The following is a 15,459-nucleotide window of genomic DNA, read 5'->3' on the forward strand; positions in this document are numbered from 1 at the left end:
TGTGGGGCCATTGGCGTTGCGTATTCTGAAGACCTACTGGTCCGCTGAGTTTCAGCAGGAAGGGGCATACCCGTGGCTCACGACGACGGACTCAATCTGTTCGATGACCCGGACGATTTCGAGGGCGAGAACGGCGTCGAGCCTGACGCCAGTGACACACCTCGTCGTGGATTCCCCGCTGGGGATGCTGAGCCGACTGCCGGACGGCGCGGTTATGACCCGGACGAGGAGGACGCCACCGTCGACGAGCTTTTCGAGGAGCGCTCCGACGACGATGATGAGGACCGTGCCGCATCGGCAACGGCGGCCAGGCGCAAGCGTCGTTGGCCGAAGGTCTTCCTCGTCATCGTCCTGGCGCTGCTGCTCATCGTCGTCGGCATCATCGCCTACTACCTGCGGTCGATCAATGTCGGCATGAACAACGTCAATCGCGCCCCGGTGGCGGTGCAGGGCACTCGTCCGCCGTCGGTCGAGACCGGTGCGCAGACCTTCGTCCTCGCCGGGTCGGACTCCCGCGGATGGGATCGTGGCCGTTCGGACACCCTCATCGTTGCCTACCTGCCCGCCAATCGCGAGAAGCTCTACCTCATCAGCTTCCTGCGTGACATGTGGGTGACGATCCCGGCTAATGACGTCGTCAAGAAGGATTCCAAGGCCAAGATCAACGCCGCCTACTCGTGGGGTGGCATGCCTTTGACGATCAAGGTGCTGGAGGGGCTGACCAACGTCAAGATGAACCATGGTGCCGTCATCGACTTCAACGGGTTCAAGCAGCTCAGCAGCGACCTTGGTGGCATCCAGGTCTACAACCCGCAGGAGTTCGACAGCATGGGTCATCACTTCGACAAGGGCAACGTGACCCTCGAGGGGGATGCTGCCTTGGCGTACGTCCACGAGCGCAAGAGCCTCAAGCACGGCGACCTGGATCGTGCTGCCAACGAACGAGCCGTCCTCACCACGATGATTGACAAGATCTTCTCGGCCGGCACACTGACGAATCCGAAGAAGTTCTCCGAGGTGGTCTCTGACGTCGGCTCGACCATGACGGTTGACGACGCGCTCACCAACAAGGAGGTGTGGAAGTTGGCGACCAGCCTCAAGTTCGATTCCGGGGCCGACATCGTCTCCGTGCAGGCTCCCATCAAGGGGTTTGGTAGGTCGAAAGACGGCCAGCAGTACGACATCGTCGACGAGGCCGGTATGCAGGAGTTGGCACAAGCGATGAGGACTGACACCATGGATCAGTACGCGGCCAGACACCCTGCGTGATGGATGACCGGCGGGGAGTTTTGGAGAGGACCTGCGAGTCTGATTCGACGTGAGACCGAATCCTCTCCTATACTCCCTGTGCTGGCGTTGCCAACCAGGCAGCGCCGAAGGGCACTAGCTCAATTGGCAGAGCAGCGGTCTCCAAAACCGCAGGTTGGGGGTTCAAGTCCCTCGTGCCCTGCGAGACGCATGTGCGGGGCGTATCCCTGGTGCGCAGCCGTGGCGAAGTCCTGGTCCACGGCACCAACCGTCAGGCAGGACCCGAAGGAACAGCGTGACCGACGAGAAGCGAAACCTCAGTGACGGAGACGATCCTTCCGTCGAGGGCGAGCTGTCTCCGAGAGGGGAGGATCTCGCATCCCGCAACCTTACGGAGGCTGAGGAGTACGACGTCGTCGATCCCGAGGCTGAGGAGTTGACGACTCCTGACGATGTCGTCGACAAGACTCCTGACAAGGCCGACCCCGAAGACATGGTGGTCGACGATCCCGAGCAGCTCGAGGAAGCCGAGAAGGCTGCAGTCTCCGCTCGTTCCAGCCGTCCGGTTCGCAAGAAAGAAGCCGCTGGCAAGCCGGCTCGGCGTGGCAAGCCGGTGCGCAAGGGTACCAAGGAAGCTGACGCCGTGGATGGGAAGCCCGCAGCTGCTTCTGCTGCCAAGCCTGCTGGCCCTGGGCCGAAGCGCGAGTTGACCAAGGCTCCCGTCCGCAAGCAGAGCAGCAAGCAGGAGGCTGCCGAACAGGGCAGCCATCGCACCGGCCCGGTGACCTTCACGAAACAGTCGGTTGCCGAGCTGCGCAAGGTCAAGTGGCCCACCGGCGACGAGCTGGGTCAGTACTTCCTCGTCGTCCTCGTTTTCGTTCTGCTCATCATCGCTTACGTCAGTGGCTTGGACGTCCTCTTCGGATGGATCATCATCAAGCTCTTTGGCAACTGACGATCACATTGGAGAATTGATCTGTGACTGACAGCCCCCATTTCAGCGAGAACGACGACGTCGAGATCAACCTCGACGTGTTAACCCCTGACGAGACCGAGAAGAAGGACGACCAGGTCGACATTGACCTCGGAGACCTCGGCGAGGAGGACTCCGCCAAGGAGCCTGAGATTAACCTCGACTTCGGTGACGACAAGTCCGAGGAAGCGTCGGATGACGACATCGCCCGTAACCTCGGCATCGGCCAGGCTGCCGACGGCGAGGAGAAGTCCGACGAGGACGAGCCAGCCGATGCCGGAAACCAGGACGCCGTCGACGCCGCCATTGAGGAGTTGCGCGACGAGCTGTCCTCGAAGTTCGGTGAGTGGTACGTGCTCCACACTTACTCCGGCATGGAGAACAAGGTGAAGCAGAACCTCGATGCCCGCGTGCAGAACTTCAACATGGAGGACTACATCTTCGAGACGGTCGTCCCCACCGAGGAGGTCGTCGAGATCCGTAACGGCACTCGCCGCACGATCACCAGGGTGTACCTGCCCGGTTATGTGCTGGTGCGCATGGACCTGACCGATGACTCGTGGGGCATTGCGCGTCACACCCCGTCGGTGACCGGGTTCGTCGGTCAGTCGACCACCCCGATCCCACTGACCTTTGACGAGGTCGTCACGATGCTGACGCCGTCGGTCGTCGCCAAGGTCGCCCACGAGAATGCTGACAAGGCCCCCTCGCCCAAGGCCAAGCCGAAGGTCGAGGTTGCTGATTATGAGGTCGGCGAGTCGGTGCAGATCACCGATGGCCCCTTCGCCGGCGTCCCGGCTCAGATCACCGAGATCAACACCAACAATCAGCGTGTCAAGGCCTTGGTCGAGATCCTCGGACGTTCCACCCCGGTGGATCTCGAGTTCAACCAGATCGAGAAGATCTGAGAATTTTTCGATTCTCTACGCGAGCCGGACCGTGATGGGTTCGGCTCGCGTCGTCCAGGCCGACCGAGCCCCGGTGTGATGCCTGCTGGTCATACCGTCGACCCCTTGATTTTGGACCCACCGGCCGAGTCGCTTAGACTTGATCGGTGCGTCTGTGTCCGGATGCTCGTCACGCCCGGACTCGCACTGGCGGCATCAACCGATGCCGTCACGACCGAAAGAAGGACCCATCAATGCCTGCTAAGAAGAAAGTAGCGGCTCTCGTCAAGGTCGCTCTCCAGGCTGGACAGGCCACCCCGGCCCCGCCAGTCGGTACCGCTCTTGGTCCCCATGGTGTCAACATCATGGAGTTCTGCAAGGCCTACAACGCTCAGACCGAGGGGCAGCGCGGAAACGTCGTCCCGGTTGAGATCACCATCTACGAGGACCGCACCTTCAGCTTCGTCCTCAAGACCCCGCCGGCTGCTGAGCTCATCAAGAAGGCTGCCGGAATTAAGAAGGGCACCGAGAACCCGCTCACCCACAAGGTCGGCAAGATCACCAAGGATCAGGTCCGCGAGATCGCCGAGACCAAGATGCCTGACCTCAATGCCAACGACGTCGAGGCCGCCATGAAGATCGTGGCCGGCACCGCCCGCTCTATGGGCGTCGAGGTCGAGGCCTGAAGCTCACAACCCACAGACAGTTCTTGTGGAGGGGCACGCGCTGCCCTCACCACACCTGGTGAAAGGAACCAGACATGAAGCGCAGTAAGGCATATCGCGCAGCCGCTGAGAAGGTGAACTTCGACCAGCTCTACTCCCCGGAGGAGGGTCTGGCCCTGGTCGCATCCGGTGCGTCGGCCAAGTTCGACGAGACCGTCGACGTGGCCATCCGTCTCAGCGTCGACCCCAAGAAGGCCGACCAGATGGTTCGCGGTACTGTCAACCTTCCCAACGGCACTGGCAAGACGGCACGGGTCCTCGTCTTCGCCACCGGTGAGAAGGCCGAGGCCGCCCGTGCTGCGGGCGCCGACGAGGTCGGTGACGACGACCTCATCGCCAAGGTCCAGGGCGGATACCTGGACTTCGACTCCGTGGTCGCCACCCCGGACATGATGGGCAAGGTCGGTCGTCTGGGCCGCGTCCTCGGTCCCCGCGGCCTGATGCCGAACCCCAAGACCGGCACCGTCACCATGGACGTCGCCAAGGCCGTCTCTGACATCAAGGGTGGCAAGATCGAGTTCCGTACCGATCGTTACGCCAACCTCCACTTCCTCATCGGGAAGGTGTCCTTCGGGCCGGAGAAGCTGGTTGAGAACTACTACGCCGCTCTCGACGAGATCCTGCGTCTCAAGCCGAACTCCGCCAAGGGTCGTTACCTGCGCAAGGTGACCGTCTCCTCGACGATGGGTCCGGGCGTGCAGATCGATCCTGCCTCCGCTCGCGTCGCTGAGTGACGTACTGACTGACGACGGCCCCTGCAGCCATGGTGCTGCGGGGGCCGTTCTGTGATGTCGGGGGGCGGGATCATGCAAAGGACCAGATACGGACAACATCCGCGTCAACTCCGTCTTCGGGGCTGACTGGTACGTCGGCGTCCGTGACGTGGACGAGGCCTTCTCCCACACGGCATGGGTGATGCCGAGAGTGGTCGGCCCGTGCCGCTGGGGCGGGCAACGGGGGCCTTCCGCTCAATTTGGTCCACCGCTCTCCGTCAGTTACGCTGTACAAGTTGCCGTAGACCGCTGGCCGGGTTTCCCGCCAAGCACCCGGAGTGACGGATGGCCCGCGCAGGTGAACGCCGAGATGCTTTGCTACCCCGTCGTGCGCCTGTGCACCGGGGTTTTCTTTTGTCCTCCCTGCGGCTCCGGTGCTGACAGCCCAGCTGCCAGCATGACGTACGAGAAGTGGGAAGGAGACCCAATGGCTAGGCCTGACAAGGTCGCCGCGGTCGCTGAGCTGAAGGAGAAGTTCTCCTCGGCCGACGCCACCGTGCTGACCGAGTACCGCGGTCTCTCCGTGTCGGCGCTCAAGGATCTGCGCCGTTCACTGGGGAGTGACGCCACCTATGCCGTTGCGAAGAACACCCTGACCCGCATTGCCGCCAAGGAGGCGGGTATTGAGGGACTTGACGAGCAGCTCGTCGGCCCCACCGCCCTCGCCTTCATCAACGGTGACGTGGCCTCCGTGGCCAAGGGTTTGAAGAACTTCGCAAAGGACAACCCGCTCCTGGTCATCAAGGGCGGCGTGATGGACGGCAACGTCCTCGACGCCGACCAGGTCAAGAAGCTTGCCGATCTCGAGTCCCGTGAGGTCCTCCTCGCCAAGCTCGCCGGTGGCCTCAAGGCCAACCTCACGAAGGCCGCTGTGGTCTTCAACGCCCTGCCGTCCAAGGCCGCCCGCGGCCTCGGCGCCCTGCAGGAGAAGGCTGCTGCTGATCCGTCCGTGATCGGTGGAGCTGGAGAGGCTTCCGACCAGGAGCCCAAGACAACCGAGACCCCTGAGGCGTCCGCCGCCCAGGACAACACCAACGAGTGAAAGGACGCCCATCATGGCGAAGCTCAGCAACGAAGAGCTCCTTGACGCTTTCAAGGAGATGACCCTCATCGAGCTCTCCGAGTTCGTGAAGCAGTTCGAGGAGACCTTCGACGTCTCCGCTGCCGCCCCCGTGGCTGTCGCCGCTGCTGCCGGTGCTCCGGCTGCCGGTGGCGAGGCCGCTGCCGCTGAGGACGGGAAGGACGAGTTCGACGTCATCCTCGAGTCGGCCGGCGACAAGAAGATCCAGGTCATCAAGGAGGTCCGTGGCCTCACCAGCCTGGGTCTGAAGGACGCCAAGGACCTCGTCGAGGGCGCTCCGAAGCCCGTCCTCGAGAAGGCCAAGAAGGAGGACGCCGAGAAGGCCAAGGAGGCTCTCGAGGCCGCCGGCGCCACCGTCACCCTCAAGTGACGATCCTCGCGTAGCGACTGTCTCGACAGTTCAGGAGATCCGCGTCAACCCCTGGGGTTGGCGCGGATCTTCGTTGTCACGCGGATCTTCGTTGTCATGGGGGAGTGGGGTCGTACCCGTGCGGCTCTGCATCGTGACGCCTGGCGCGTTGGGTTGCGTCCCTGGCCGCTATCGGGCACAGTTTGGGTGCAGCATTGGCGCCGATTTGCAAGATACGTTAACGGTGACGTAAAATCATTCCTTGCACCATAGCCAGCGATCGCCCATGCTTGACATGGGCGGTTCGTCATGCCCCCAGGCCGGCCGACGGGTCGGTTGTAGGAGTTCTCGGAAGGACCGCACATTGGCCGCCACGCGCACTGCGTCGAAGAACACCAACGCCATTTCGCCCCAGTCGGGACGAATCTCATTCGCCAAGATTCACGAGCCGTTGGAGGTTCCCAACCTTCTCGACCTGCAGGTTGAGTCGTTCAACTGGCTTGTTGGCAACGAGATATGGCAGTCCCATGTGGACGCCGCCCTTGCAGAGGGACGCACCGATATCAACACCAAGTCAGGCCTCGAGGAGATCTTCGAGGAGATCTCCCCGATCGAGGACTACTCCCAGACGATGTCCTTGTCTTTCCGGGATCACCGTTTCGAGGATCCCAAGCACAGCGTCGACGAGTGCAAGGATCGCGACACCACCTACGCGGCCCCGCTGTTCGTGACCGCAGAGTTCATGAACAACGAGACCGAGGAGATCAAGTCCCAGACGGTCTTCATCGGTGACTTCCCGCTCATGACCTCGAAGGGCACCTTCATCATCAACGGCACCGAGCGTGTCGTCGTCTCCCAGCTGGTGCGTTCCCCGGGTGTCTACTTCGAGAAGACGGCCGACAAGACCTCCGACAAGGACATCTTCACGTGCAAGGTGATTCCGTCGCGTGGCGCTTGGCTCGAGTTCGAGATCGACAAACGCGACACCGTCGGAGTTCGTCTGGACCGTAAGCGCAAGCAGAACGTCACCGTTTTCCTCAAGGCCCTCGGCTGGACCGCTGACCGCATCCTCGAGGAGTTCGGCGACTACGAGTCGATCCGTCAGACCCTCGAGAAGGATCACGGTGTCGAAACCCAGGATCAGGCGCTGCTGGACATCTACAAGAAGCTGCGTCCTGGCGAGCCGCCGTCCCGTGACGCCGCCCAGCAGCTGCTCGAGAACTACTACTTCAACCCGAAGCGCTACGACCTGGCCAAGGTTGGTCGTTACAAGATCAATAAGAAACTCGGTCTGTCCCTGCCGTTCGACCAACAGGTGCTGACGATCGACGACATCGTCGCGGCGATCCACTACGTGTGCGCCCTGCACGAGGGCACCGAGATGCTCCCGCGCGAGGGACGCGACGACATCGTCGTCGAGGCCGACGACATCGACCACTTCGGCAACCGTCGTCTGCGCACCGTCGGTGAGCTCATCCAGAATCAGCTGCGTACCGGTCTTGGTCGGATGGAGCGTGTCGTGCGTGACCGCATGACCACCCAGGACATCGAGGCCATCACCCCGCAGACCCTGATCAACATCCGTCCGGTGACGGCCGCGATCAAGGAATTCTTCGGAACCTCCCAGCTGTCGCAGTTCATGGACCAGAACAACCCGCTGGCCGAGATGACCCACAAGCGTCGTCTGTCGGCCCTGGGACCCGGTGGTCTGTCCCGTGACCGCGCCGGCATGGAGGTTCGAGACGTTCACCCGTCGCACTACGGTCGTATGTGCCCGATTGAGACCCCTGAGGGTCCGAACATCGGTCTGATTGGTTCGCTGGCCTCCTTCGCCCGCGTCAACGCCTTCGGCTTCATCGAGACCCCGTACCGTAAGGTCATCGACGGTCAGGTCACCGACCAGGTCGTCTACCTGACCGCGGACGAGGAGGATCGTCACGTCATCGCCCAGGCCAACGCCAAGGTCGATGACGACGGCCGTTTCGTCAACGATCGCGTCCTGGTGCGTCAGCGTCACGGCGAGGCCGACGAGGTCCCGAACTCCGAGGTCGACTACATGGACGTCTCCCCGCGCCAGATGGTGTCGGTGGCGTCCGCCCTCATCCCGTTCCTCGAGCACGACGATGCCTCCCGAGCCCTCATGGGCGCCAACATGCAGCGTCAGGCCGTGCCGCTGGTGCGTACCGAGGCTCCGTTCGTCGGAACCGGTATGGAGTACCGCTGTGCGGTTGACGTCGGTGACGTCACCCTTGCCGAGAAGGCAGGTTCGGTCCTGTCGGTGAGCGCTGACCTCATCGACATCGCCTGCGACGACGGCACCTACCAGACCTATAAGCTGGAGAAGTTCCGCCGTTCCAACGCCGGTACCTGTATCAACCAGCGTCCGCTGGTCACGGTGGGGCAGCGCGTCGAGGTCGGTACCCCGCTTGCTGACGGTCCGTCGACGGACAAGGGCGAGCTCGCCCTCGGCCGCAACATGCTGGCTGCCTTCATGCCGTGGCAGGGCCTCAACTACGAGGACGCCATCATCCTGTCTCAGCGCATCGTCTCCGACGACGTCCTCACCTCGATCCACATCGAGGAGCACGAGGTCGACGCCCGTGACACCAAGTTGGGCGCCGAGGAGATCACGCGGGACATCCCGAACGTCTCCGAGGACATGCTGGCCAACCTGGACGAGAACGGCATCGTGCGCATCGGAGCCGAGGTCGGTACCGGCGACATCCTCGTCGGCAAGGTCACCCCGAAGGGCGAGACCGAGCTGACTCCTGAGGAGCGTCTGCTGCGCGCCATCTTCGGTGAGAAGGCCCGCGAGGTCCGCGACACCTCCCTCAAGGTCCCCCACGGCGAGGAGGGCACCGTCATCGGCGTGCGCGTGTTCGACGCCGAGAACGGTGACGAGCTGGCCCCCGGAGTCAACCAGATGGTTCGCGTCTACGTCGCCCAGAAGCGCAAGATCTCGATCGGTGACAAGCTCGCCGGACGTCACGGTAACAAGGGTGTCATCTCGAAGATCCTGCCCGTCGAGGATATGCCGTTCCTGCCGGACGGCACCCCGGTTGACATCATCCTCAACCCACTGGGTGTGCCTTCCCGCATGAACGTCGGTCAGGTGCTCGAGATGCACCTCGGTTGGATCGCCCACTCCGGCTGGGACATCACCCAGGCCGAGGGCGACTGGGCCGAGCTTCTGCGCGAGGTCGGTCTCATCGACGTCCCCGAGGAGTCCCGTCTGGCCACCCCGGTCTTCGACGGCGCCACGGAGGAGGAGATCACCGGTCTGTTGCAGTACGGTCACCCGACCCGCGACGGCGACATGCTCGTCGACGCCGACGGCAAGGCCACCCTCTTCGACGGCCGTACCGGCGACCCCTTCCCGTCCAAGGTGGGTGTCGGCTACATGTACATGCTGAAGCTGCACCACTTGGTCGACGACAAGATCCACGCCCGTTCCACCGGTCCGTACTCGATGATCACCCAGCAGCCCCTTGGTGGTAAGGCTCAGTTCGGTGGTCAGCGATTCGGCGAGATGGAGGTGTGGGCCATGGAGGCCTACGGCGCCGCCTGGGCGCTGCAGGAGCTGCTCACCATCAAGTCCGATGACGTTCCGGGCCGTGTCAAGGTCTACGAGGCGATCGTCAAGGGCGAGAGCATCCCGGAGCCGGGCATCCCCGAGTCCTTCAAGGTACTCGTCAAGGAGATGAAGTCGCTCTGCCTGAACGTGGAGGTGCTCAACTCGGAGGGCCAGGAGATCGATCTGCGCACCTCCGACGAGGACACCCGGTCCGGTCTGGGTATCGACATCGGGCGTCGCCCCGGTGCCGACAACGCCATGGCCGACTGACCTGCCCATTCTGCCGGGGCGGCGACGTCGCCCCGGCCCCCTGAACACAGTCCGTTTGACGGGGGTGGGGACGGGCCCGGACAACCCGCCCCACACAGACACCCCGACTGGAACCTCTCCTGACGAGGAGGGGCTACCACCCACCCAGGTGGGGGAAAGAGAACAATCGTGCTGGACACCAACTACTACGACCGGTTGCAGATCGGCCTGGCCACGGCCGACCAGATCCGTGCGTGGAGCCACGGCGAGGTCAAGAAGCCCGAGACCATCAACTACCGCACCCTCAAGCCCGAGCGTGACGGCCTCTTCTGCGAGAAGATCTTCGGCCCGACCCGTGACTGGGAGTGCTACTGCGGCAAGTACAAGCGCGTCCGCTTCAAGGGCATCATCTGTGAGCGCTGTGGCGTCGAGGTGACCCGTTCCAACGTGCGTCGTGAGCGCATGGGACACATCGAGCTGGTCGCCCCAGTGACCCACATCTGGTACTTCAAGGGAGTTCCCTCCCGCCTGGGTTACCTGCTCGACATTGCCCCGAAGGACCTCGAGAAGGTCATCTACTTCGCGGCTTACATGATCACCGCCGTCGACGAGGAGGCTCGCCACCGCGACCTGCCGTCGCTGGAGGCCAAAGTGCAGACCGAGCGCTCCCGCATGGAGCAGCGTCGTGACTCCGAGATGGAGGCCCGCCGGGTCAAGCTCGAGGAGGACATGGCTCAGCTCGAGGCCGACGGTGCCAAGGCTGACACCCGCCGCAAGGTCAAGGACGGCGCGGAGAAGGAGCTCAAGCACATCGAGACTCGCGCCCAGCGCCAGATCGATCGTCTCGACGCCGTGTGGGATCGCTTCAAGAACCTCAAGGTCCAGGACCTCGAGGGTGACGAGATCCTCTACCGCGAGATGAAGTCGCGCTTCGGTAAGTACTTCGAGGGTTCGATGGGCGCCGAGGCGATCAAGCGTCGTCTCCACGACTTCGACCTCGCTGCCGAGTCCGAGAAGCTGCGCGAGATCATCAAGACCGGCCGCGGCCAGAAAAAGACCCGCGCCCTCAAGCGCCTCAAGGTCGTGCAGGCCTTCCTCGAGTCCGGCAACTCGCCGGAGGGCATGGTCCTGGACTGCGTCCCGGTCATCCCGCCGGATCTGCGCCCGATGGTGCAGCTCGACGGTGGCCGCTTCGCCACCTCGGACTTGAACGACCTCTACCGTCGCGTCATCAACCGAAACAACCGCCTCAAGAGGCTGGTTGACCTCGGCGCCCCGGAGATCATCGTCAACAACGAGAAGCGCATGCTCCAGGAGTCCGTCGACTCACTGTTCGACAACGGTCGCCGTGGGCGCCCGGTGAGTGGCCCGGGCAACCGTCCGCTCAAGTCGCTGTCCGACATGCTCAAGGGCAAGCAGGGTCGTTTCCGTCAGAACCTGCTCGGTAAGCGAGTCGATTACTCCGGCCGTTCGGTCATCGTCGTCGGCCCGCAGCTCAAGATGCACCAGTGTGGCCTGCCGAAGGCCATGGCCCTGGAGCTGTTCAAGCCCTTCGTCATGAAGCGTCTCGCCGACCTCGAGCACGCCCAGAACGTCAAGTCCGCCAAGCGCATGGTCGAACGCCAGCGTCCCGTGGTGTGGGACGTCCTCGAGGAGGTCATCAAGGAGCACCCGGTTCTGCTGAACCGTGCACCTACCCTGCACCGTCTGGGTATCCAGGCCTTCGAGCCCCAGCTCATCGAGGGCAAGGCCATCCAGCTTCACCCGCTCGTCTGCTCGGCCTTCAACGCTGACTTCGACGGTGACCAGATGGCCGTGCACCTGCCGCTGAGCCCTGAGGCCCAGGCCGAGGCCCGCGTCCTGATGCTGTCGACGAACAACATCCTCAAACCGGCTGACGGTCGCCCGGTCGCCCTGCCCTCGCACGAGATGATCATCGGCGCTTACTACCTGACGATGGCCCTCGACGGCCTCAAGGGTGAGGGACGTGCTTTCTCCTCGGTGGCCGAGGCAATCATGGCCCATGATCTTGGCGAGCTCGAGATCGGCGCCAAGATCAAGCTGCGTCTCAAGGGCGTCGTGCCGCCGCACGGCGAGACGGTTCGCGCTGACGGCTCCGTCATCCTCGACACCACCCTGGGACAGGCCCTGTTCAACGAGGTGCTGCCGGACGACTACCCGTACGTCGACTACCTCGTCGGCAAGAAGCAGATTGGCAAGATCGTCAACGATCTCAGCGAGCGGATGACCCAGCTCGAGGTGGCCCACGTCCTCGACAACCTCAAGAACATCGGTTACAAGTGGGGTTCGCTGTCCGGCGTGACCGTCTCCATCGGCGACGTCCAGACCCCGCCGACCAAGCCGGAGATTCTGGCCGGGTACGAAGCTCGCGCCGCCAAGGTCGACCGAGAATACGACCGTGGTGCCGTGACCGAGGAGGAGCGTCGTCAGGACCTCATCCAGATCTGGACCGAGGCCACTGCCGAGTTGACCGCCGCCATGGAGGCCAACTTCACCCAGACCAACCCGGTTCACATGATGGTCGACTCGGGCGCTCGAGGCAGTATGACCCAGATGCGCCAGATCGCCGCCATGCGCGGTCTGGTGGCTGACCCGAAGGGTGACATCATTCCTCGCCCGATCAAGTCCAACTTCCGCGAGGGCCTGACGGTTCTGGAGTACTTCATCTCCACTCACGGTGGTCGTAAGGGACAGGCTGACACCGCTCTGCGTACCGCTGACTCCGGTTACCTGACTCGTCGTCTGGTCGACGTGTCCCAGGACGTCATCGTCCGCGAGGAGGACTGCGGCACCACCCGTGGCATGCCCAAGACCATTGCTGTCGACGCAGGCAACGGCAACTTGGTGCGCGCCGAGGGGCTGGACACCGCGGTGTACGCCCGATGCCTGGCTGCCGACGCCCTCGACGCCAATGGCAATGTCGTGGTGGCGGCCAACTCCGATCTCGGTGACGAGGAGATCTCCAAGCTCATCGCTGCTGGTATCTCGCAGATCAAGGTGCGTTCGGTGCTCACCTGCACTGCAGCCCAGGGCTGCTGCGCTCGTTGCTACGGACGTTCACTGTCGACCGGTCACCTGGTTGACGTCGGTGAGGCCGTCGGCATCATCGCTGCTCAGTCGATTGGTGAGCCTGGTACCCAGCTGACGATGCGTACCTTCCACACCGGTGGTGTCGCTGGTGACGACATCACCCAGGGTCTTCCCCGTGTCGTCGAGCTCTTCGAGGCCCGTAGCCCGAAGGGCAAGTCGCCGCTGGCCGAGGCCGCTGGTGTCATCCGCATCGACGAGTCCGACAACCGTCGCAAGCTCATCCTGGTACGTGACGACGGCGAGGAGGACGTGGAGTACGTGCTGCCGCGCCGTGCCCGTCTCGAGTTCGACCTCGACGGCACTCACCGTGTCATTCGTGACGGAGTGCGGGTTGCCGCAGGTGAGCAGCTCATGGGTGGTACCGCCGACCCGCAGGACGTCCTGCGCATCTCCGGTGTTCGCCGGGTGCAGGAGTACCTCGTCAAGGAGGTTCAGAAGGTCTACAACACCCAGGGCGCTGGCATCCACGAGAAGCACATCGAGATCGTCATTCGCCAGATGCTTCGCCGCATCACCGTCATCGAGTCCGGTGACACCCAGATGATGCCCGGAGAGCTGGTGGACCGTAACTCCTACGAGAACGCCAACCGCAAGGCTGTCGCCGAGGGCGGTCGCCCGGCTGAGGGTCGTCCGGTGCTCATGGGCATCACGAAGGCCTCGCTGGCCACCGAGTCCTGGCTGTCGGCTGCCTCCTTCCAGGAGACGACGAAGGTACTCACCGATGCCGCCATCAACGGCAAGACGGACACCTTGGTCGGTCTCAAGGAGAACGTCATCCTCGGTAAGCTCATCCCGGCCGGTACGGGCCTGGAGGTCTACCGCAACATGCGGGTGGAGCCGACCGCCGAAGCCAAGGCTGCTGCGTTCACGATGAACTACGACCCGTTCGACTACGACTTCGGTTCGGGGTCGGGCGTGGCTGTTCCGCTCGACGATCTGGATCTGGGTGATTTGAGCTGAGGCTGGGACCCGGCTGCGAAAGCCTCTCCTCCCCATGTGGGGAGGAGAGGCTTTTGTATGAAGCCTGAACGTCGGTCATGGTGTGTCGTTGTCCTTGACGCTTCACGCGGAGGAAGCGTGATGCCCCCACTGCCATGCAGTGTCCTCGCGGTTTGTCCGTCGGAGGTGCGCAGTGATACCAGGAGTCGCCTGCGGGCTGAGCTGTCCATCTCGTTGGAAAGAAGTGGTATGCGGACTAAGAAGAAGCAGCTGGCGCCAGTGGTGCTGGCCGTCTTCATAGCCCTGCCAGCCACGGTGCTCGCACCGATGGCATGAGCGGCAGCCGCAAAGATTGCCTTAAGCAAAGATCACACGGACGAGTTCTATGTCACCACCGATACCGGAGCCCCGTCGTTAAGTGTGGACGACGGCTTCACTCGCGGATGTATGACCCTAACGATGTCGAATTTCAGATCCAGTCCGATATGTACGGAAAGTACAAAGCCTACCGGAGTGAGCGAATCGTATCCCGAGGGCTACTAAACCGGCAGTGAGGAAGCTGGTGAATGGTTCGAACCAGGTTGGAACGCCTCGGGCTTTAAAAGAGAACGGATTCAATGCCTTACCGGTTGATTTCACTGCGATTACTGGTCCAGGCGCGATGGTCCTCGTTGGTAACTCTCTCGAGGAGAATGAGAACGTCAAGCTCGGCACCGTCCATGCCGATGACAGGTGTGAGGTTGTCAAAGGGGCTCTTCCGGGAGAAAGCATGTCATATGTCCAGAACTTCGAGAGGGGGGATGGAGAGGGCTGATTCAACGCGTTCAGCCAAAACAGCGTGTGCCTGACGCAGGCGCTCGGTATCGGGGTATACGACCAGCGTCTTGTCTCCAGTGGTCCAGAAGTCGCGGTCCCAGGTCTCGGGGTGTGGCCAGATGTTCTCCTGGCTTGCGGTCCAGTCGGGTAGCTTCCTTTGAATCTTGGTGGCGACAGCCAGCTGGTTCTTGGCCGTCTGATAGACGGTGTCGATGCGGGTCCCTTCTGGAACTGGTTGCCTGACGCGAACCAGACGCCGTCCCATGAAGGTCGCCCGGTGGTCGACGCCGTCAGTGCGCAGCGCGAGCTCGATCTCCTCATAGCCCTCAGCCGCTCGCTGATGCTTCTTCACGTAGTCGCGGAGCGCCTCCGCGACGGCCGCTGATAGGCCGCCAGCGATCTCACTGGCTTCGGTGAATAGACTCACGTCGTCTTCCGACACGTACACGTTTCTACTAGGCATGTACATAACTATGCGCATATATGTAGCGTTCGTCAACCCCTGCTCAAGTAAGGATTGCTGGGTACTGCACACCAACAGGACATGCTGTCTTCGGGGTGGGACACCAATGGCGTTGCCCTTGACTTCGGTGCTATTGATCTCGACTTTGTCGAGGTGAAGGGGTCAGGAAGGGTCTACATGTTCATGCAGGGGATCGGCAAGCTGCGATCTCTGCTGGTGAGGCCGTCGTTTCTGAACCTGTGACTTACACCTGGGCTGTCGGTGACCAACA

11 protein-coding genes, 1 tRNA gene and 1 pseudogene are annotated in these 15,459 nt (G+C 62.7%); 12 read left to right on the top strand and 1 reads right to left on the bottom strand.

Going from position 1 to position 15,459, the window contains the following annotated elements:
• Positions 1-72: 72 nt before the first annotated feature.
• The 11 genes and pseudogenes from PALO_RS01540 to PALO_RS12730 all read left to right on the top strand — a co-directional run.
• A complete protein-coding gene (locus tag PALO_RS01540) occupies positions 73-1,269 on the top strand; it encodes an LCP family protein (RefSeq protein WP_015582147.1) in 1,197 nt (398 codons plus the stop codon).
• A 108-nt stretch (positions 1,270-1,377) separates the two neighbouring features.
• Positions 1,378-1,450 (top strand) — tRNA-Trp (locus PALO_RS01545).
• Positions 1,451-1,543: 93 nt separating this feature from the next.
• Positions 1,544-2,203: a preprotein translocase subunit SecE gene (gene secE, locus PALO_RS01550; RefSeq protein ID WP_015582148.1), complete on the top strand. Its 660-nt coding sequence runs from the start codon at positions 1,544-1,546 to the stop codon at positions 2,201-2,203.
• 23 nt (positions 2,204-2,226) lie between these two features.
• A complete protein-coding gene (gene nusG / locus PALO_RS01555) occupies positions 2,227-3,129 on the top strand; it encodes a transcription termination/antitermination protein NusG (RefSeq protein ID WP_004809079.1) in 903 nt (300 codons plus the stop codon).
• 233 nt (positions 3,130-3,362) lie between these two features.
• Positions 3,363-3,794, top strand: coding sequence for a 50S ribosomal protein L11 (gene rplK, locus PALO_RS01560; protein ID WP_004809078.1), 432 nt, complete (start codon positions 3,363-3,365; stop codon positions 3,792-3,794).
• Positions 3,795-3,868: 74 nt separating this feature from the next.
• A complete protein-coding gene (gene rplA, locus PALO_RS01565) occupies positions 3,869-4,567 on the top strand; it encodes a 50S ribosomal protein L1 (protein ID WP_004809077.1) in 699 nt (232 codons plus the stop codon).
• Positions 4,568-5,033: 466 nt separating this feature from the next.
• Positions 5,034-5,648, top strand: a complete 615-nt coding sequence (gene rplJ, locus PALO_RS01570; protein WP_015582149.1) for a 50S ribosomal protein L10 — start codon at positions 5,034-5,036, stop codon at positions 5,646-5,648.
• Between the two features lie 13 nt (positions 5,649-5,661).
• Positions 5,662-6,057 carry a 50S ribosomal protein L7/L12 gene (gene rplL, locus PALO_RS01575; protein WP_015582150.1) on the top strand — a complete coding sequence of 132 codons (396 nt, stop codon included), beginning with the start codon at positions 5,662-5,664 and terminating at the stop codon, positions 6,055-6,057.
• Positions 6,058-6,400: 343 nt separating this feature from the next.
• A complete protein-coding gene (gene rpoB, locus PALO_RS01580) occupies positions 6,401-9,880 on the top strand; it encodes a DNA-directed RNA polymerase subunit beta (RefSeq protein ID WP_015582151.1) in 3,480 nt (1,159 codons plus the stop codon).
• A 168-nt stretch (positions 9,881-10,048) separates the two neighbouring features.
• Positions 10,049-13,930, top strand: coding sequence for a DNA-directed RNA polymerase subunit beta' (locus tag PALO_RS01585; RefSeq protein ID WP_015582152.1), 3,882 nt, complete (start codon positions 10,049-10,051; stop codon positions 13,928-13,930).
• Between the two features lie 228 nt (positions 13,931-14,158).
• Positions 14,159-14,663, top strand: a pseudogene (locus PALO_RS12730) (choice-of-anchor M domain-containing protein); the annotation flags it as partial.
• A gap of 18 nt (positions 14,664-14,681) precedes the next feature.
• Here the strand turns inward: PALO_RS12730 and PALO_RS01595 are convergent.
• Entirely contained in the window at positions 14,682-15,206 is a 525-nt protein-coding gene (locus PALO_RS01595) for an EXLDI protein (protein ID WP_036909949.1), read from the bottom strand.
• A gap of 63 nt (positions 15,207-15,269) precedes the next feature.
• Here PALO_RS01595 and PALO_RS12440 point away from each other — a divergent pair, with 63 nt between their 5' ends.
• Positions 15,270-15,431, top strand: coding sequence for a hypothetical protein (locus PALO_RS12440; protein ID WP_004809069.1), 162 nt, complete (start codon positions 15,270-15,272; stop codon positions 15,429-15,431).
• The last annotated feature ends 28 nt before the right edge of the window (positions 15,432-15,459 follow it).

It is taken from the genome of Cutibacterium avidum 44067, assembly GCF_000367205.1.
GTDB lineage: Bacteria > Actinomycetota > Actinomycetes > Propionibacteriales > Propionibacteriaceae > Cutibacterium > Cutibacterium avidum.